The sequence below is a fragment of the Winogradskyella ouciana genome, from assembly GCF_009709615.1.
In the GTDB taxonomy this organism is placed as follows: domain Bacteria; phylum Bacteroidota; class Bacteroidia; order Flavobacteriales; family Flavobacteriaceae; genus Winogradskyella; species Winogradskyella ouciana.
The window spans coordinates 160,681-180,801 of the sequence record NZ_WJYA01000005.1; the positions used below are offsets into that span (position 1 = coordinate 160,681).

17 protein-coding genes, 1 tRNA gene, 1 pseudogene and 1 riboswitch are annotated in these 20,121 nt (G+C 35.0%); of the genes and pseudogenes, 10 read left to right on the forward strand and 9 right to left on the reverse strand.

Translation table 11 applies throughout. The features are described 5' to 3' along the window. Positions 1–29 precede the first annotated feature (29 nt). A complete protein-coding gene (locus F1003_RS08290) occupies positions 30–1,829 on the reverse strand; it encodes a ribonucleoside-diphosphate reductase subunit alpha (RefSeq protein WP_155088842.1) in 1,800 nt (599 codons plus the stop codon). A gap of 6 nt (positions 1,830–1,835) precedes the next feature. Continuing rightward, entirely contained in the window at positions 1,836–3,125 is a 1,290-nt protein-coding gene (locus F1003_RS08295; RefSeq protein ID WP_155088844.1) for a ribonucleotide-diphosphate reductase subunit beta, read from the reverse strand. An 839-nt stretch (positions 3,126–3,964) separates the two neighbouring features. Here F1003_RS08295 and F1003_RS08300 point away from each other — a divergent pair. Further along, positions 3,965–4,699: a LytR/AlgR family response regulator transcription factor gene (locus F1003_RS08300; protein WP_155088846.1), complete on the forward strand. Its 735-nt coding sequence runs from the start codon at positions 3,965–3,967 to the stop codon at positions 4,697–4,699. 18 nt (positions 4,700–4,717) lie between these two features. Next, on the forward strand, positions 4,718–6,646 hold the full coding sequence (locus F1003_RS08305) for a tetratricopeptide repeat-containing sensor histidine kinase (protein WP_235898300.1): 1,929 nt from the start codon (positions 4,718–4,720) through the stop codon (positions 6,644–6,646). A gap of 3 nt (positions 6,647–6,649) precedes the next feature. Here the strand turns inward: F1003_RS08305 and F1003_RS08310 are convergent, their stop codons facing one another. Continuing rightward, positions 6,650–7,222 (reverse strand): DUF3109 family protein, encoded by a 573-nt coding sequence (locus F1003_RS08310; protein WP_155088848.1) that lies wholly within the window; start codon positions 7,220–7,222, stop codon positions 6,650–6,652. Between the two features lie 90 nt (positions 7,223–7,312). Between F1003_RS08310 and F1003_RS08315 the strand changes: the two genes are divergently transcribed. Genes F1003_RS08315 through F1003_RS08325 form a run of 3 tightly spaced genes read left to right on the forward strand, consistent with a single transcriptional unit; the run spans position 7,313 to position 8,716 of the window. After that, entirely contained in the window at positions 7,313–7,894 is a 582-nt protein-coding gene (locus F1003_RS08315; protein ID WP_155088850.1) for a MarC family protein, read from the forward strand. A 10-nt stretch (positions 7,895–7,904) separates the two neighbouring features. Continuing rightward, positions 7,905–8,108: a hypothetical protein gene (locus F1003_RS08320; protein ID WP_155088852.1), complete on the forward strand. Its 204-nt coding sequence runs from the start codon at positions 7,905–7,907 to the stop codon at positions 8,106–8,108. Continuing rightward, positions 8,105–8,716 (forward strand): FAD-dependent oxidoreductase, encoded by a 612-nt coding sequence (locus tag F1003_RS08325; RefSeq protein ID WP_155088853.1) that lies wholly within the window; start codon positions 8,105–8,107, stop codon positions 8,714–8,716. The genes F1003_RS08320 and F1003_RS08325 overlap by 4 nt, the downstream gene beginning before the upstream one ends. Here F1003_RS08325 and F1003_RS08330 read toward each other — a convergent pair. From F1003_RS08330 to F1003_RS08340, 3 genes are all read right to left on the reverse strand, one after another. Continuing rightward, the gene (locus tag F1003_RS08330; RefSeq protein WP_155088855.1) at positions 8,706–10,313 is read right to left on the reverse strand and encodes a S41 family peptidase; all 1,608 of its coding nucleotides are present in this window, start codon (positions 10,311–10,313) and stop codon (positions 8,706–8,708) included. The genes F1003_RS08325 and F1003_RS08330 overlap by 11 nt on opposite strands. After that, positions 10,313–10,744: a deoxycytidylate deaminase gene (locus F1003_RS08335; protein WP_155088857.1), complete on the reverse strand. Its 432-nt coding sequence runs from the start codon at positions 10,742–10,744 to the stop codon at positions 10,313–10,315. Before F1003_RS08335 ends, F1003_RS08330 begins: the two co-directional genes overlap by 1 nt. 76 nt (positions 10,745–10,820) lie before the next feature. Beyond that, entirely contained in the window at positions 10,821–11,408 is a 588-nt protein-coding gene (locus F1003_RS08340) for a HupE/UreJ family protein (protein WP_155088858.1), read from the reverse strand. Positions 11,409–11,543: 135 nt separating this feature from the next. Further along, positions 11,544–11,668, forward strand: a riboswitch (SAM riboswitch). Between the two features lie 103 nt (positions 11,669–11,771). Here F1003_RS08340 and F1003_RS08345 point away from each other — a divergent pair. From F1003_RS08345 to metF, 4 genes and pseudogenes are all read left to right on the forward strand, one after another. After that, positions 11,772–12,785 carry a homocysteine S-methyltransferase family protein gene (locus tag F1003_RS08345; protein ID WP_155088860.1) on the forward strand — a complete coding sequence of 338 codons (1,014 nt, stop codon included), beginning with the start codon at positions 11,772–11,774 and terminating at the stop codon, positions 12,783–12,785. Next, positions 12,785–13,576, forward strand: a pseudogene (locus F1003_RS17835) (dihydropteroate synthase); the annotation flags it as partial. The gene F1003_RS08345 and the pseudogene F1003_RS17835, both read left to right, overlap by 1 nt. A gap of 207 nt (positions 13,577–13,783) precedes the next feature. Next, on the forward strand, positions 13,784–15,883 hold the full coding sequence (locus F1003_RS08350; RefSeq protein ID WP_438695860.1) for a vitamin B12 dependent-methionine synthase activation domain-containing protein: 2,100 nt from the start codon (positions 13,784–13,786) through the stop codon (positions 15,881–15,883). Between the two features lie 124 nt (positions 15,884–16,007). Then, positions 16,008–16,964 (forward strand): methylenetetrahydrofolate reductase [NAD(P)H], encoded by a 957-nt coding sequence (gene metF / locus F1003_RS08355; RefSeq protein WP_155088863.1) that lies wholly within the window; start codon positions 16,008–16,010, stop codon positions 16,962–16,964. Here metF and F1003_RS08360 read toward each other — a convergent pair. From F1003_RS08360 to F1003_RS08370, 3 genes are all read right to left on the reverse strand, one after another. Next, a complete protein-coding gene (locus F1003_RS08360; protein WP_155088865.1) occupies positions 16,961–18,346 on the reverse strand; it encodes a tetratricopeptide repeat protein in 1,386 nt (461 codons plus the stop codon). The two genes, metF and F1003_RS08360, sit on opposite strands and share 4 nt — an antisense overlap. Positions 18,347–18,491: 145 nt before the next feature. Next, a tRNA-Leu gene (locus F1003_RS08365) sits at positions 18,492–18,573 on the reverse strand. Positions 18,574–18,576: 3 nt separating this feature from the next. Further along, entirely contained in the window at positions 18,577–18,834 is a 258-nt protein-coding gene (locus F1003_RS08370) for a GIY-YIG nuclease family protein (protein WP_155088867.1), read from the reverse strand. Positions 18,835–19,087: 253 nt separating this feature from the next. On the opposite strand from F1003_RS08370, the gene F1003_RS08375 reads away from it, so the two are divergent. Next, the gene (locus F1003_RS08375) at positions 19,088–20,029 is read left to right on the forward strand and encodes a ribose-phosphate pyrophosphokinase (protein ID WP_155088869.1); all 942 of its coding nucleotides are present in this window, start codon (positions 19,088–19,090) and stop codon (positions 20,027–20,029) included. The last annotated feature ends 92 nt before the right edge of the window (positions 20,030–20,121 follow it).

Genomic DNA, 20,121 nt, shown 5'->3' on the forward strand with positions numbered 1-20,121 from the left:
CATTATAATTTGAGGCTTTTTAAAGGATTTTACCCTTCACAACTAGCACATTCCTTCTTTTGCTTAAATTTCTGTGCTGCGTTCATACTGTGTTGGTAGTACAAGGATTTTACTCCTAATTGCCATGCTGTAACATAGATTTTGTTAATGTCCTTTACAGGCATATCTGGATGCACCATAATATTCAACGATTGTCCTTGGTCGATATGGTTCTGTCTGTTTGCCGCTTGATAAATGATGGTCATTTGGTCAATTTCAGAATAGGTCTTAAATACATCTTTTTCAAGATCCGATAAGCCTTCTAAATGTTGTACCGAGCCATCGTAGTCACGGATACTTTTCCAAATTTCTGGCGTATCCATTCCTTTTTCTTTTAAAAGTGCTTTTAAGAACGGATTCTTAATCGTTGTTTTAATTTTAGCAATATCCTTAACATAGCTATTAGACCAAATTGGCTCTATACCTTGTGATACTTGTCCTAAGATAAATGCAGACGATGTTGTTGGCGCTACAGCATTTAATGTAGCATTACGTCTTCCGTAGCCTTTTAATACTTCTGGCTCACCAAATAACTCTGCCAATTCTTCAGAAGCTTTAACCGACTTCTCTTTAATGGTCTTAAAGATTTCACTGTTAAGGTTAAATGCTTCAGCGCTATCAAACGGTAACATCTTAGATTGTAATAATGAGTGCCAACCTAAAGCTCCCATTCCCAATGCTCTGTTTTCTTTAGCAAAGTTGTAAGCTTTCTCCATAAACATGAAAGTCTGTTGGTCGTCACGATCTGGAGAATCTCTGTACACTTCGAGCTTGGTTACAAATTCTTCTAACACGGCATCCAAGAAATAGATCATCGTTTCTACAGCATCTGTGTTCTTCCACTTATCGTAATGCAACAAGTTTATTGAAGACAGTACGCAAACAAAAGACCATCTGTCATTGGTTGGTAACATAATCTCAGAGCACAAGTTACTTGCGTAGATTTCGTGTTTATTTTCTTGATAACATTCAGGTGCAGTGTTATTAGCATTATCCCTAAAGAAGATATAAGGATACCCTATTTCTCCTCTTCGTTGTAATACTTTTGCCCAAATGGCTCTTTTTTCAGTATCACCATCAATCATTTCTTGCATCCACTCATTACCAACAGTAACTCCATGTGTTAACTCTTGTATTGGATTACCTTCTGTACCGATTTCTAAAAATTCGTGTATATCATTATGTTCAATTGGTAGATATGGGGAAAAACGACCACGTCTTACTGAGCCTTGGCTCACAACGTCAACCATTTTTTCAAACAGTTGCATAATGTGTACAGCTCCTGATGATTCACCGTTGTTTTTTACTGGTGCACCTCTATGGCGAAGTTTACCGAAATAACCCGAAGTACCACCTCCTAGTTTAGACATCATGCCTACTTCTGACTGCGTATAAAGAATATCTCCCATATCATCAGAAATATGCGAACCAAAACAACTTATTGGTAAACCACGTTTTTTACCAAAGTTAGACCATACAGGTGATGCCAGAGAGTAAAAACCTTCTGCCATATAGCCATAGAACTTATCTGCAAAGCCATCAATCTTTAAGATGCGCTCTGCGTTATCTGCTATTTCTCTTATTCTTGCTTCTGGTGTTGTACCTTCTGTAAGGTAACCCGATGACAAAAATTTGCGACTATGGTCTGTTAACCATTTTATTTCCGGCTCAGATTTAGCCTCCTTAATGGCTTCTTTTCTGGCTTTTAGTAGTTCTTCGTGAGGTAAGGTTTTAGTAGCTTGAGGATTCTCTACGTTGTTGTCAATTTTTAGTTTAGTGTTGTCGTTCATGGTTAATTAAAATAAGTCGTCGCTGGTTATACTTTTAGTTCTTTTGCTATAGTTGATAGAGCGTTTTACAAAGAAATCACCGTGTTTAGTACCAATGATTTCATCGTCAAACCATTCGGTTTGCTCTAGTAAGCTTTCATCGATATCGAATACTTTATCGATGCCAATACTTTCGAGGGAATTATTAAATCTTTGCTTAATAAATTCGTTGATCACATTCTTTGGAAGGAAATCCAATTCACCTGCTTCAAAAATCCAATCGATGATTCTACTTTCAGATTCAAAAGCTTCTTCACACATTACCTTAACTATGGTATTGTGCTCTTCGCCAAACCAAGTTGGGTTTTCGTCTTTTATAATTCTAATGACATCAATACCAAAATCTCCATGAATTTGTTCTTCTTTAGATGTTGCTTCCACAACATTAGAGATACCCTTAAGCATATTCTTGTGCTTGTTAAAAGCCATTATGATTAGAAATTGTGAAAACAACGATACGTGCTCTATAAATAGAGAGAACAGTAAAATAGATTCCGCATACTCTTTGCTATCTTCACTTTTTGCATTTTTTAAAGCCGTTTCCAGATAATGCACACGTCGCATTATTACAGGATTTTTCTTTAGTCGCTTAAATTCATTATTAAGTCCAAGAATTTCTAGTAAATGAGAATACGCATCATGATGACGCACTTCACTTTCTGCAAACGTTGCTCCTACAGACCCAATCTCTGGTTTTGGCATCTTTTGGTAAATATCTCCCCAAAATGTTTTTACCGCAACTTCGATTTGCGAAATGGCAAGCATGGTATTTTTTATAGCATTCTGCTCTACAACAGTAAGCCTTGTTTTAAAATCCTGTATATCACTCGTAAAATTAAACTCTGAGTGTATCCAGTATGAGTGTCTAATTGCATCCACGTATTCATTAAGTGCCGGATACTCATAAGGCTTTAAATTGATACGCTTTTCAAAAATATTGGTCTTTCTGTTTCTGGCTTGCTCATCTCTGTAAAGGATGTACGCCTTTGCAACATCCAAAAACTGACTGTCCATTAATTTAACCTCTACGAGATCTTGTACCTCCTCAACAGTTGGGACATAGTTTTGGTCATCTGCTCTTCGCTCCAATAAAGCCTCAAAAACTTTTGCCGCTATTCCTTTTGCATCTTCCTTGGTACCATTGCCAACAGACATCATAGCTTTTTCGACAGCGTTAGAAATTTTATTTAAAACAAATGGAGTTGTTTCGTAATCCCTTTTAATAATTTCTGTGATTTCTAGTTGTTTGGTTTCCATGGTTTTTGTTAATTTTTGAAGCTAACAGTCCTAGGGAGTAAAAGTGCGAATACTCCGAATTCAATTAGCAAATGCCGTAAATTGAGTTAAAAATTTTCCTATTCGAGGAATAAAAAAGGGCTCGAAACTTTCAAAAACAGAGATTTTTAAAGTTGACTTAAAAACCGCTATTAAAATCTATTTTTTACTTTGCCCTGAACAAATATTGACAATTGTCGTTAAAATTAAAAGGCATAATCATAAACATTGTCAACAAGTTTTTAACAAACTGCGGTATCGCCTATAAAACCTAATGTTTTGTGAAATTATTATATAAATAATTGATTTTCAATTATTTATAAATACGTGGTCATTCATTTACATGTAGGATTAATCATATAAAAACAATGGCTAGTAGGCGTGTTTACTGATAGTTTTATAATTTGTATATGGTATGTAGATAACGAAAAAGAGCGTTTTAATAAACGCTCTTTTTCTCCCTAATAACTAACTAAGTAATGAAAAAGCAATCCCTAAATTGCTTGTAACAAATTAACACTGAAATAAAAAGGCAGAATTAAAAACAAATCCTGACTTTATATGATTAATAGCGTTTAACCTTTTTATTAAGAGCAAACCCCCATTCACTCATAACTTGGTCAGTTTCATTACTCAAATATCAAAATAAACTTGTACATATTTTAATAGCAATGTATAACTGGTAAAAAAAAGTGTATAGGTGGATATTTGAAATTTAACATTCCTATTTTAAACACACTATACATAAATCTCTACATGATATACATAAAAAAACGACATCATTTAATATATGTATATATTTATAACTTAGAATCTCAATTATGTTAAAAGCTGTAATCATTGATGACGAGCCTAAGGCCATTCAAAGCTTAATTTGGGAATTGGGCAACTTCAAAAAAGAAATTGAGGTAACACAGTCATTTACAAACCCAGAAGAGGCTTTAAAATATTTAGCATCACATACACCAGATTGTTTGTTCCTGGATGTACAGATGCCAACCATTGGTGGTTTTCAGTTTTTAGAACAGTTAGAACAAATAAATTTTGCGGTTGTAATTACAACGGCTTATGATGAATATGCAATAAAAGCACTAAAGCACGAAGCTATTGATTACCTCTTAAAACCTATAGATTCTGACGATTTAAGAGAAACCATAGATAAAATAAAAAAGCATAGTGATCGGTTTTTGAATGCAACCAAGTTAGAAAACATGCTTTCTAATTTTAATTCGAAATTCGATAAAAAACGTATTACGATAAATACAGATGGCAAGCTTTTATTTTTAGATGTTGATGATATTATCTATGTAGAATCTGACGGTAATTATAGTACGCTTTTTCTACAAGATCAAAAAAAGATAGTAGTCACTAAAAAGCTAAAAGAAGTAGATGCCATTTTACCTGAGCACTATTTTTTTAGAATTCATAATTCATTCATCATTAACCTAAATAAGATAAAAGCCTTTATAAAAAATGAAGGCTACGTGATTATGGATAGCAACCATAAAATCCCTGTTGCTAGGCAGCGTAAATCTGATTTCCTTGAAAAACTTTAATAGAATAGCTTAATATCTTTGAAAAATAACATTACATATAAAATTTTATTTTTTGTCGCAGTATTTGCGATGGGTTCTTTAATAAGCAATGCCCAAGATTTAGATTTTGAAGCTGCGCTAGATCATCTTAGTAAAACAAAACCTGCAACTTACACTGGCATTGATTCTATATTAAAACCTTTTGAAAGGGATAGTATAAAAATGAAGCGTGTTTTAGAAACTGCTAAGCTAAACGCCTATCATGAAGGTGCCAGCTATGCACTCAATGCACTTGGAGTAATCAACAGAAATATTTCTAACTATGATAAAGCCATCGAGCTTCACGAACAGGGAGAATCTTTTGCAGATAAAGCAAAAAACAATGAATTACGCATTGTAAACCTTAACATGATAGGTGTCGCTTACAGACGTATGGATATTATTAAACCTGCACTAGATTATCACACCGAAGCTTTAAAAATTGCTTACGAAGTAAAAGACCCATCACCAACCGTAAACTATAATATCGCCGTTTCACAAAATAGTATTGGAAACATTTATTTGGCGTTGCAGCAGTACGACATAGCCATAATGCAGTTTAAAAAATCACTTGAAATTGAGGAAAAAGCCAATAATAAATTAGGCTTGGCGATTAACTATCACAATATTGGTTACGCAGAAGAGGCTAAAGGGAATTTAGACATTGCATTAGCTAACTACGAAAAATCCTTGTATTACAACGAAGCTATTAATTCTGAAGTTGGTCGTATGATATGTTTTAATAGTATTGGAGGTATTTATCTTAAGAAAGAAAATTATGAAAAGGCAGAACCTATTATCAAGGATGCTCTAAAAAAATCATTGGCACTAAAGGATCAGTTCTATATTGCATCCTCTTATATTAATCTCGGCCAGCTAGAAATTGCCCTTAATCAAATTTCCCAGGCAGAAAACACCTTAAAAAAAGGCCTTGAAGTCGCTAGTACTTACAATTTAAAATCGTCTATTGCATCCTCTAGTAAATTACTTTCTGAAGTCAATAAGTTAAAAGGGAATTATAAAACTGCTTTAGAGTATTATCAAAATGCGGTAGATATTGAAAACACTATTCTTACAGAAAAAAACCTTCAATATGTTAATGATATCGTCATTGAATATGAGAACCAAAACAAGAACAATCAAATTAAAGCCTTAGCATCAGAAAAAGAAGCTATGCGGCTACGTCTGGAACGTAACAAAAGTATTTTTTGGTATTCTATGTTAGCTTTAACCATTTTTGGAATTGCCTTATTCATCATTAACAGAAATAGAAGTTTGGAGCAAGACAAACAAATCCTAACCTTAGAACAAGATATGTTGAGAAGCCAAATGAATCCTCACTTTATCTTTAATTCCCTGAACTCCATAAAACTCTATATCATTAATAATGAAAAGGAAAATGCGGTGTATTACCTCAATAAGTTTTCCAAATTAATTCGTAAAATCTTAATCGCTTCAAAAGAAAAAGAAACGACGTTGCATGACGAATTAGAAACCATGAAGCTTTACATGAATATAGAAAACATAAGGTTTGACAATGAGATAGATTTTAACATAAGCGTTGATGAATCCATAAATACTGAAGTCACTAAGGTGCCATCATTAATCCTTCAGCCCTTCTTAGAAAATGCGCTATGGCATGGCTTATCGTCTAAACCTGATAACAAAAAAATAGATTTGAACGTGTTTAAAAATTCTTCAGATTATATCACTGTTGAAATCATTGATAATGGGATTGGCAGAATCGCTTCAAAGAGAATTAAGGACAATAAAAAACTAAAACGAAAATCAGTGGGTATAGATATTACAAAAGCACGCTTGGCCAATTTCTCCAAAGCCTTTCAAAATTCTTATACTCTAGATATTGATGACCTGTACGAAAGTAACACCCCTTCAGGTACTCGAGTGACGCTAAATATCCCTGTGTAAAAATTACTTCCCAAAGTTTTTCTCAGCAACCTTCTCCAGTTCAGCATACCAATCTTCGCCAAACTTTCTAATTAGCGCTTCTTTTACAAACTTATAAACCGGTACTTGAAGTTCTTTTCCCAATGAACAGGCGTCATCGCAGATTTCCCATTTTTCGTAGTTAACTCCAGAGAATTCAGAGTAGTCTTTTACACGTATAGGATATAAATGGCAAGACACAGGTTTTTTCCAATCAACCTCGCCTTGATTGTATGCTTCTTCAATAGCGCAAAGGGCCGTATTTTTTTCATCGAAAATCACATAAGCACATTCTGCTCCATTAATCAATGGTGTTTCCAGCTCTCCATAATCTGTTTTTACGGAAGTGCCTTGCGCTTCAATAACTTCTATGCCTTCTTTTCTTAGGAATGGTTTTACTTTTGGATAAATATCTTCTAAGATTTTGACTTCTGCTTCCTCAAGAGGTGCACCTGCATCTCCATCAACACAACAAGCACCTTTGCAAGCAGAAAGATTACAGACAAAGTCCTTCTGTATTATATCTTCTGAAACGATTGTTTTTCCTAGCTGAAACATGCCGCAAAAATAGTTAAAGTTTACTGTAATTTAATATTGAAAATCAGTAATTAAGTCGCACCTTTGCGGCGAATTTTAGAATTAAATGTCATGGAGTTAAATTTTAAAGAGATTTTTACAGCGTTTATGGTACTTTTCGCGGTAATTGATATTATCGGAAACGTTCCAATTATCATCGATTTACGTAAAAAAGTTGGTCATATTCAGAGTGAAAAGGCGTCACTTATCGCTGGTGTGATAATGATTATTTTTCTGTTTGTTGGAAAGAGTTTACTAAACCTCATTGGTATTGATGTTAATTCTTTTGCCGTAGCTGGTGCCTTTGTTATCTTTTTTATAGCCCTAGAAATGGTTTTGGGCATTACATTATACAAAGACGAAGAGCATAATGCATTGACAGCTTCGGTTTTTCCATTGGCATTTCCTTTAATCGCTGGCCCAGGAAGTCTAACAACCTTACTATCCTTACGCGCAGAATTTGCAATTGAAAATATTATTGTTGCCGTAATTTGCAACGTCATTTTCATATATATTGTATTGAAAACGTCGGCAAAAATTGAAAGAATATTAGGTGCAAACGGTATTAAGATTATAAGAAAAGTTTTTGGTGTAATTTTGTTGGCAATAGCAGTGAAACTTTTTGCTGCAAATATTAAAGCATTATTAGTTTAAAAACTAAACTATGAAAGTATTTACTTGGATAATAACCATTCTTGCATTAGGCCTAATGATTTTTAATGCTACAAAACTAGATTTTGAGGCACCTTTTGAAGGAGAAAGCTACACAGCTGTTCTTACTATTATAGCTTCATTATGTGCTGTAATTTTACTTCAAATTCTTAGAATTTCTAAGAAAATTGAAACCCTAAGTAAGAAACATAAATGAGTTTTGATGTTTTAATCATAGGAGGTGGAGCAGCGGGTTTGTCTTGCGCATTGGTTTTAGGTTCGGCAAAAGAAAAGACCTTTGCTAAAGATAAGTCTATTGGTATAATAGCCCATCAAAAAGCGTCGCACTTACAAAATGCGCTTTTCAAGAATGTGTTAGGATTACAACCTGGCACTTTGGGTAAGGATATCTTAGAAAGCGGAAAGGAACAGCTCAAAGAGCTATATCCTCATATATCCCAAATTGAAAAGGAGAAAGTAACGCAAATAGAGAAACTTTCAGGTGGATTTAAAGTCATTACCAATAAAGGCATTTATCATTCAAAAATTGTTGTTGTTGCGGTTGGTTATACAAATCTTATGACCATAAAAGGCCTTGAAGATTATATTGAACCTCATCCTAGAACAAAACCTGAAAAAAATAGAATCTGGTTAAAAAACACTGATCATTTAATTGAAGAAAACCTTTATGTTACTGGTACCTTGGCTGGTTGGAGAAGTCAATTTTCAATGGCTTGTGGAAGCGGATCGCATGTTGCTACAGATATTCTAACACTTTGGAATGATGGGCAGCACACTAAAGTGCATGATAAGATTACTGTTTAAAATTTGGGTATTCTGTACTTAAGAGTATCACCTCCTGTACCATTACATCTTCTTTATTAAGGATTTCTTCAAAAGCATTGTCATCATACAATTGCCTTGCTAGTGTAGCTTTAATCAATCGTCTGATTTCGTCGTTATAAGCAACAAAGGTTATATTTGTGCCTTCTCTTCGGTTAACAAATTCCTGAAAGCGAACAACAATATCGTCACTCACTTCAAAATTATTGATAAAGTCGTATTTAGTTACGTGGTCGTATGCATTTCTATCTTTATCCAATTCTTCAAAAACGAAATATCCAAAATGCCCTCTTCTACGTAAATAGTTTATGGTTTCGTTATCAAACGAACGGTCAACAGGTACAAAAACATCTGGTATAATACCTCCGCCTCCATAAACAACCTTACCCTTTGGTGTCGTAAATTTTAAGGAATCATCTACTCTAATACTCTCCTCGTCAGCCAGCTCACCAGTTCTAAGGCGTTTGTAATAATCATTGTAATAGGACCTATTGTCTCCATTGGTATAAGGTCGCTGTATTGATCGACCTGTTGGAGTATAATATCTTGAAACCGTTAAACGTACCGCACTACCATCACCCAATGCCATTTCACGTTGTACCAAACCTTTACCATAAGATCGACGTCCTATAATAATACCTTTGTCATTATCCTGAAGTGCACCAGCTATAACCTCACTTGCCGAGGCTGAGTTCTCATTTATCAAAATATAAATCTCACCATCCTCAAAATCGCCTCTACGTGTGGCATAAGTACGCTCTTCCTTTCCTTTTTTATCTCTGGTGAACAAAATAAGCTTATCGTCCTCCAAAAATTCATCAGCAATTTGTTCTGCAATTCCCAAAAACCCTCCTGGATTATCCCTTAAATCTAGGGCTAATTTGGTCGCACCTTGCTCCTGTAATTCTTCTAAAGCCGATTTAAATTCTTTAAAACTAGATTCAGCAAAGCGGTTCATTTTAATGTAACCTAATTCATCGGTCAACATGTAAGCCGCTTCAATGCTTTTAATTGGAATATCTTTTCGTCTTATTTCAAACTCAAGTAATTTATTTTCACTCTTTCGGTAAACAGTCAGGTTAACTTTTGTGTTTTTATCGCCTTTAAGTTTTTTTGAAATAAAATCGCTCGTAATATCCTTTCCGAAAATAGTGTCGCCATCTGCCATTAATATGCGGTCACCGCCTAAAATTCCGGCACGTTCACTCGGGCCACCTTCTGTAGGTTTTACAACTGCAATGGTATCTCTATATGGATAGTAGTTAATCCCGATACCGACAAAATCACCTTTCATGTTTTCGGTAATTCGCTGTAAATCTTCTTTTGGAATGTAGGTAGAATGTGGATCTAGATTATCTAAAATACCGTTAACGGTTACATCCACTATGCTATCCGTATCAACTTCATCTACATACTCATAATCTATGTAATCTATTAATCGGTTGAGCTTGTCTTTTTTACTATTGGTAGTAAAAAGATTATCAGAAGTGTCAGTAAAATTCAACTTACCACCAATGACAACACCTGTTGCTATTGCAACACCGATGATAAGTGGTATGTATTTATTTTTTGTTGCCATTAGGCTTTTAAATCTTCAATATGCTCTAATTCTATTCCTGCTTTTTTTAAAAATTGCAGTCCAGAATCATCTTTATAACCTTCTTGATACACTACACGAATTATGCCAGCCTGATGAATCAACTTACTACATTCCTTGCATGGTGATAACGTAATATATAATGTTGCTCCTTTACAAGATTGTGTTGAGGATGCTACTTTTAAAATAGCATTGGCTTCAGCATGTAGCACATACCACTTGGTATAGCCTTCCTCATCTTCGCAATAATTCTCAAAGCCTGTTGGCGTGCCATTATAGCCATCAGAAATAATCATTCTATCTTTTACAATCAGCGCACCAACCTGTTTGCGCTTACAATGAGACAGCTTTCCCCACTCTTGTGCAATTCTTAAATAGGCCTTATCGTAACGTAATTGTTTTTCCTTGGACATTAAGCATTAATGTAAGTAACGAATATAAAAGGTTAGAATTGTATAAACAATTTACTTGCCGTTAAAGTTTTATCAATTATGAAGCGTTTAACAAATCACTACCTATTATCATTGGAATCACCAATCCAATAACAATAGCAGAAAGGACCATGACCCAATCTCTACGCGAAAATCTAAAGATAGTTTGAAACAAGAACCCTAAAAATAAGATAATAAAAACCACAATGATTTGAGCTATCTCTATACCAATGGCAAACTCAATAAGAAATGCCAAAGAGCCATCGGCTAACATCTTTGCTTCACGTGCAAAACCTAATCCGTGAATAAGTCCGAAAAAAAGCGTGGTAATAAAAAGCACACTAATTTTATTGTTTCGTTCTTTTTTACCTGCGGTAAACACATTATAAATAGCCGCTATTAAAATGGTTATCGGTATTAAAAATTCTACCAATTTGCTGTTAACGGTAACAACATCATAGGCACCTAGAAATAGAGAAACTGTATGGCCTACTGTAAAGAGTGTCACCAAAACCAAGACACGTTTCCAGTCCTTAAACACATAAGGCACAGCTAATACCATCAAAAAAAGCACATGGTCGTAGCCATTAATATCTAAAATATGGTTAATGCCTATTTTAACATTAAACCAGAAGTTTTCTAACATAATTAATTCATTTGGGATAAGCCAAAGTTACGATTAAAATGCAATATCCTCTAGTTAAAATAAAGTGAATAAAATTTGCTTATTGATAATTTCTTTCAGAATATTGTGTACACAAAGTTCAATTAACTTACTGAGATGTTATCAAGAAAGGTGGAGGGATTAGACCCTATGAAACCTTAGCAACCCTTAAACTTATTAAGAAGGTGCTAAATTCTACTGTTTATAGCGAATCATTTCTCGCAAATTCGGATAGATAACCCAAACGAAATTACACATCTGTAATTCCCTATTTTCTTATAACATTTTTCTATTAAGCACACCTTTACGGTGCAATTGACTTTTGGTTTTACCAAAAAAACAACTATGACCAAACGCAATAGTAAAGTAGAAATCGAATTGTTAAAACGAATATTAATCCTCGATGGAGCCATGGGAACCATGCTTCAGCAGTATAATTTCTCTGAAAAAGATTTTAGAGGCGAACGTTTTAAGGATTACCCTTCGCCACTAAAAGGCAACAACGATTTGTTATCCATAACACAACCAAAAGCCATAGCAGAAGTACATGCTAAATACTTTGAAGCTGGTGCAGACATCGTTGAAACCAATACATTTTCAGGCACAACAATCGCTATGGCAGATTACGATATGGAAGATTTGGTGTACGAGCTCAATTTTGAATCCGCCAAAATTGCGAAACAAGTTGCAGAGAAATTCACTAAAGCTAACCCAGAAAAACCACGTTTTGTAGCAGGTAGTATCGGCCCAACCAATAAAACAGCAAGCTTATCACCAGACGTTAACCGACCAGAGTACAGAGCGATTACTTTTAACGAATTACGAATTGCCTACAAACAACAAGTTGAAGCCTTAATTGATGGTGGTGTTGATATCCTTTTAGTTGAAACCATTTTTGATACGCTTAATGCAAAAGCAGCATTATTCGCTATTGAAGAAGTTAAGGAAGAACGAAACATAGACATTCCGATTATGGTTTCGGGTACGATTACAGATGCTTCGGGTAGAACTTTATCTGGTCAAACGGTTGAAGCTTTTTTAACGTCGATATCTCATATTCCATTATTGAGTGTTGGCTTTAATTGCGCACTTGGTGCAGAACAATTGAAACCATATTTACAAAGGCTTTCTAACGAAACTGAATTTTTCACCTCAGCACATCCCAACGCAGGTTTACCTAATGCTTTTGGAGAATATGATGAATCACCAAAACAGATGCAAGGCTTTATTGAAGACTATCTTAAGGATGGCCTCATCAATATAATTGGTGGTTGTTGTGGCACAAGTCCTGAGCACATCAAAGCTATTGCTGAAGTTGCTCAGAAATACGAACCAAGATTAATTCAAGAATTTGCATAATGGCAGAAAGTGACTGTAAGAAATATTTAACGCTATCTGGGTTAGAACCACTCGTTGTAACTCCAGAAAGCAATTTTATAAATGTAGGAGAGCGAACAAACGTAACTGGATCCCGAAAATTTTTACGTTTAATAAAAGAAGAAAAATACGATGAAGCCCTTGATGTTGCTAGAGATCAGGTAGAAGGTGGCGCACAGATTCTAGATGTTAACATGGATGAAGGTATGCTCGATGGAGTCCATGCCATGACGACCTTTTTAAACCTCATCGCATCTGAACCAGATATTTCTAGAATCCCATTAATGATCGATAGCTCTAAATGGGAAATTATCGAAGCTGGTTTGCAAGTTGCACAAGGAAAATGTGTGGTCAACTCTATAAGTTTAAAAGAAGGCGAAGCCGAATTTAAGCGTCAAGCAAAATTGGTGAAACGTTACGGAGCCGCTGTTATAGTTATGGCTTTTGATGAAACTGGGCAAGCAGATAATTACAACAGACGTATAGAGATTTGTAAACGCTCTTACGATATTCTGGTTAACGAGGTTAATTTTCCACCTCAAGATATCATTTTCGACCCTAATATTTTTCCTGTGGCAACAGGTATGGATGAGCATCGCAGAAATGCCATCGACTTTTTTGAAGCCACAAAATGGATTCGTGAAAATTTACCTTATGCCAATGTTTCTGGTGGAGTGAGTAACGTTTCTTTTTCGTTTAGAGGAAACAACATTGTTCGTGAAGCAATGCACTCTTCGTTTTTATATCATGCCATTAAAAATGGAATGAATTTAGGTATCGTTAACCCAACCATGCTCGAAATTTATGACGAAATAGACAAGGAGTTATTAGAACTCGTTGAAGACGTGTTGTTTGATAGACGCGATGATGCCACAGAACGCTTATTGGATTTTGCAGAAGAACTTAAGGCAAAAGGTTCAACCTCAACAAGTAAAGATGCAGCAGTACAGGAATGGAGAAACGACCCTCTACAAGATAGAATCACGCATGCTTTGGTAAAAGGTATCGATGCCTTTATCATAGAAGATGTTCAAGAGGCTCGATTGGCTTCCAAAAAACCAATTGATGTTATAGAAGGTCATTTAATGATTGGTATGAATGTGGTAGGAGATTTATTTGGCAGCGGAAAAATGTTTTTACCACAAGTGGTGAAATCGGCACGTGTAATGAAAAAAGCCGTGGCTTACCTCCAACCTTTTATTGAAGAAGCGAAAAAAGCCCCTAAATCCCCAAAGGGGAGTTTTTACTGGAAAACTGCAGACCCTTTTTTGTACGGTTTGATGAAAGAACATGCCAAAACAATGAGAAATAAACCGACAGAAGCAGAAGCTTTGTTATGGGATGTTTTAAGCAACAAAAAATTAGATAATCATAAATTTAGAAGACAACATATTGTCGGGAGTTATATCGCAGATTTTATTTGTTTAAAAAAAGGTTTAATTGTCGAAATTGATGGGCTAATACATCAATTACCTGAAAATAAAGCTTCAGATGAAGAACGAACAAAATGGCTAAACGAACAAGGTTATAGAGTAGTTAGATTTACAAATGATGAAGTTTTATCAAATCTTGATGATGTACTAGAAAGATTAAAAGAAGCGCTAGAAGTTTCCCCTTTGGGGACGGAAGGGGCCAGATATGCCGGCAAAATTTTAATGGCTACCGTAAAAGGTGATGTTCATGATATTGGTAAAAATATAGTAAGCGTCGTTTTAGGCTGTAATAATTACGAAATTGTAGATTTAGGAGTAATGGTGCCACCTGAAAAAATTATAGAAACGGCTATAAAAGAAAAAGTGGACATCATTGGTTTAAGTGGTTTAATAACACCTTCACTAGATGAAATGGTTTACGTCTCAAAAGAAATGGAAAAACAGAATATTGAGATTCCATTAATTATTGGTGGCGCTACAACCTCTAGAGCACATTCCGCAGTAAAAATTGCACCACATTACAGTAATACGGTTGTTCATATTAATGATGCCTCAAGAGCTGTAACAGTTGTTGGTAATTTACTTCAAAAAGATAGTGAAGTTTATAAAAACCAAATAAGAGAAGAGTATAATTTGTTTCGCGAACAATTCATGAAACGAGGTAAAAAGAAAGAATACCTCACCATTGAAGATGCTCGTAAGAATAAATTTAAAATCGACTGGAACACTTCAGAAATTATAAAACCGCAACAATTAGGAGTTCAGGTTATAGAAGATTTTGACATTACAAAGCTTGAAGATTTTATCGATTGGACACCATTTTTTAGAAGTTGGGATTTGCATGGTAAATATCCAGCGATTTTAACTGATGCTATTGTTGGAGAACAAGCCAAAGAATTATTTACTGATGCTCAAGTTTTACTCAAACGTATTTTTGATGAAAAGCTATTAAAGGCTAATGCTATTTTTGGATTATTTGAAGCTAATACAATTAATGACGATGATATTGAGATTAGAGATGAGGTCGGAAATACAATAGACACATTCTTAACCCTTCGCCAACAATCCAAAAAAGCAAAAGGCAAACCAAACTTAGCCTTAGCAGATTTTATTGCACCAAAAGCAACAGGCAAACAAGATTATATGGGTTGTTTTTGTGTTTCCACAGGATTTGGAACCCAAGAACTAGCAGCACAATTTGAAAAGGACAATGACGATTACAACGCTATAATGATTAAAGCGCTTGCCGATAGATTGGCAGAGGCTTTTGCTGAATATTTACATAAAGAAGTAAGAACTAAGCACTGGAATTACGCCCAAAACGAAAATCTAACCAATGAAGAACTGATTAAGGAAAATTATAAAGGAATTCGCCCAGCACCAGGTTATCCCGCTTGTCCAGATCATCTGGAAAAAACAACCATTTGGAAACTTCTTAATGTAAAAAAAGCTATTGGAGTAGAGCTTACGGATAGTTTGGCCATGTGGCCAGCAGCAAGTGTAAGTGGCTACTATTTTGCAAATCCTGAAGCTAAATATTTTGGGTTAGGGAAAATTAAAGAAGACCAAATTAAAAATTATGCCAAACGCAGGGACATTAGCGAGGAAGAAGCTATAAAATGGTTGAGCCCGAATTTAGCGGATTAGCGCGTTAGCGATTGCAGTGGCATCCTTTTTTGAGGCACGAGAAAAAGATATAACGGAAAGCGCGACCCTTGTGGTAACGCCAAAAATAATAATTTAATGAGATACCTGCTTTCGCAGGCACAAGATGAAAGTAACAGAACACATAAAAAAAGCCAACGGAAAAACACAATTTTCCTTTGAGATATTGCCACCTTTAAAAGGGCAACATATACAGTCTATTTTTGATAATATTGATCCTTTAATGGAATTTAAACCTCCATTTATTGATGTCACTTATCATCGCGAAGAATACGTTTTTAAAGAAGTTGAAAATGGGTTATTGAAAAAACAAGTAGTTAAAAAACGACCAGGCACAGTGGGTATTTGTGCAGCTATACAGAATAAATATGGTGTGGATGCCATTCCACATATTTTGTGCGGAGGCTTCACTAAAGAGGACACCGAAAATCTCTTGATTGACTTAGATTTTTTGGACATTGAAAATGTGATGGCATTACGTGGTGATGCGGTAAAAAGTGAAACTTATTTTAAACCTGAAAAAGAGGGTCACAATTATGCCAATGAACTGGTTGCGCAAATTGAAGATTTAAACAAAGGTGTTTACCTAGACGAAGAATTATTGAATAGTTCTAAAACCGACTTTTGCATTGGTGTTGCGGCATACCCAGAAAAACATATGGAAGCTCCTAGCCTAGATAGCGACATCCATTTTTTGAAAAAGAAAATAAAAAATGGTGCTACATACATCGTCACCCAAATGTTTTTTGACAACCAAAAGTATTTTGATTTTGTGAAAAAATGTAGAAAGGAAGGTATTACCGTACCTATTATCCCAGGATTAAAACCCATATCCACAAAAAAACAACTGAATTTAATTCCACATCGCTTTCATGTTGATTTACCAGAGGATCTTATTATAGCTGTTGTAAAATGTAAAGACAATAAGGAAGTGAGACAAGTTGGTATTGAGTGGTGTATTGAACAATCCAAGGAGTTACAAAAAGCTGGTATTCCTGTATTACATTACTATTCCATGGGTAAAAGTGATAATATTAGGACTATTGCTAGCGCGTTGTTTTAATCGAGTTTGGGAACGACAACAGATCTATTAATCCAACATTTTATTTCTATTGTTTTTCCCTGCATAGTTTTTAAGAATACTTCTTCTTTTGTTGGTGCTTTTGCCATATAGTTGGCAACAGATTGATTGACCAGTTTTTGCAATGTTGGGTCAACTCTAGACGCTTTTTTTGCTTCTTTAACCGCTAACCAATAGACTGCGCGTTGGTGAAAATTGTCCTTGCCGCAGTTCTTTGCACTACTTTTATACATTTCAGCAATTATTAAATGTGGCTTTCCGTTTGATGGGTTTAATTTTACAGCTTCCCATAAAAACACTCTTGCCTTAGCGTTTTGTCTTTTATTTTTAAGGATAACACCAATTCTAATGGCTAAATTAGATTTCTTATAAGGTCTGGCTTCTAATTTATAGCCATCCTCAAGGTATTTATAGGCCTCTTCATCCTTTCCATTTTTATATAAAACCGTTGCCACAAAAATTTTGGTATCAGCAGATGGTGCTACCTTGTCGTATTGTTTTACAAGCTTCTCATAAAGCGCATCGTCCGTGCATTGTTTATGGTACATTCTGTTGACAGCACGTTTTAGCCATACGCTATCATTTTGATGAATTTTGAAGTCTCTAGAATACAACGGAATTAAATTATCGCAATTAGCTTTTTTGTCCGCTATGGCATCTATATTATTCTGAATGAGCGCATAATTTTTAAGATAGCTCTCATAGGCTCTTTTCTTGTTTTTTTCTTTTCTTGTAAGGGTTTTTCCGCTTTCAAGTTTTAAAATGAGTACATTAAGTTTTTCAGAATAGTTCTGAACTTCAACATCAATCTTTTCGCTAACATCGTCATAAGTATTAAACAATTCAGTTGCAGATTTTTTGCCCTCATCAAACAATTCTACCATTAAATAAAAATAAGTATATAAGCTTTTAGGGTGTGTAAACGATGCTTTGTCTGCATTAAATGCTTTATTGAAACATTCGTATAAATTTTCCTTGTTTTTTCCTAGTTCGGCTTTATAATCATATTGTAACTGGCATGCTTTAGCGTCATATTCACCCTTTGGCGTATTACTGGCAAAATATTGGCTTCTATCTTTCCATAAAACCAAAAGGGTTTCAATAAAACTCTTCTTTTCGTCACCTACGGCTCCATCAATTTTGTGTTTTAGAATTTTTTCGCCATCCGCATAAATTGCTAAGCTTAAATCTGGACAATTGGTTTTTACGTACAACCATGACTCATAGGCAGCGTCGTATTTTTTAGCTTTAACCGATTCATGAAAGTTTGAAAGCTTAGTTTGGCACTCTATATCTGTTTGGGCGTTGGTGATTCCTGTACCAATTAGCAAAAAGGTATAAACAAGGATTGTTTTTCTTGACATAATGTAGTTGATTGTAGTTAGTCTCTAACCAAAAAAGTCACAAAAAACATACCAAAAGACCTGTAAGACAACACTATATCCGCATAAGAGAGATTTCCCCAATTAAAGCAAATAAAAAAGCCTCAACATACGTTGAAGCTATTAGTACTCAAGGTGGGAATCGAACCCACACTTCCGAAGAAACTGGATTTTGAATCCAGCGCGTCTACCAATTCCGCCACTTGAGCAATTTATTTTGGTAAATTTTTATCTCTAATCTGTCTCAGCTTTTCTTTACCAACACCAGATTTCCAATATTTTTCTCTTTTTCTAGCTTCAGTCCTTTCAACATCCAACTCTTCAGAATAGATGAGCTCAAAAGGTCTATACGCTCTTGTCGTTTTTACTCTTCCTTGATTATGTCTGTCAACTCTGGCATCTAAGTCCTCTGTCATCCCTACATAGATGTAATTTCTATTAATACTTGACAATGCATAAATATAAAACATAATCCTAAAGAACTAATCTTCCAAGTGCACCTGCCTGTCGGCAGACAGGTCTACCAATCCTACCTTCGGTAGGTTAATCCGCTTTACCTATCGAAGATAGGCACTTGAGCAAATTTTGGACAGCAAAAATAGAAAATATTTTTCGCTAACCAACTAAAAATACTAGGTTTTATATATTCCCTAGCAAATAATTTTCCTAAATTTGACCCTAGCTAAAAACACAACTAACAACTCTTTTTAATTACTCATCGCAATGCCGAATAATACCATAGAAGCCAAGGTTTTTCCATGTACCCAAAGTAAAGATTTAGCAGAACAAATTGCTGACGCCTATGGAGTTAAATTAGGTAAGGTTATAACATCTACATATAGTGATGGTGAGTTTCAACCATCTTATGAAGAATCTATCAGAGGAACTCGAATTTTCATCATCGGTTCTACACATCCAGGTCCACAAAACCTTATGGAAATGCTTTTAATGATAGATGCTGCCAAACGTGCATCTGCAAGACATATTACAGCTGTGATGCCTTATTTTGGATGGGCGAGACAAGACAGAAAAGATAAACCAAGAGTACCAATCGCTGCTAAATTAGTAGCAAAAATGCTTGAAGCTGCTGGTGCAACTCGTATCATTACAATGGATTTACATGCGGATCAGATACAAGGCTTTTTCGAAAAGCCTGTAGATCATTTATACGCTTCCACTATATTTTTACCATATTTAAAAAGTCTTAACTTAGATAACCTAACAGTTGCATCACCAGACATGGGAGGTTCTAAACGTGCCTACGCTTATTCTAAAGCATTAAAAAGTGATGTTGTTATTTGTTATAAGCAACGTGCAAAAGCTAACGTTATCTCACACATGGAACTCATTGGAGATGTTACAGGTAAAAATGTGGTTTTGGTAGATGACATGGTAGATACTGCAGGTACGCTGACGAAAGCTGCTGATTTAATGATGGAACGCGGAGCTAAAAGTGTAAGGGCAATATGTACACATCCTATTTTATCTGGTAGTGCTTACGAAAGATTAGAAAACTCCAAACTTGAAGAGTTAATCGTTACTAATTCTATTCCTCTAAAACAAGAAAGTAAAAAATTAAGAGTTTTAAATTGTGCTGAATTGTTTGCAGAGGTTATGTATAATGTGCATCATAACAAATCCATTAGTAATAAGTTTGTGATGTAATTGGTTTTTTTAGCCCTTGATAACATCTTTTTTCTAGTTAAAATGTCTTTTTTCTTATCATTTTTTTTCAAGTACTAAAAAATAGTGCTTAA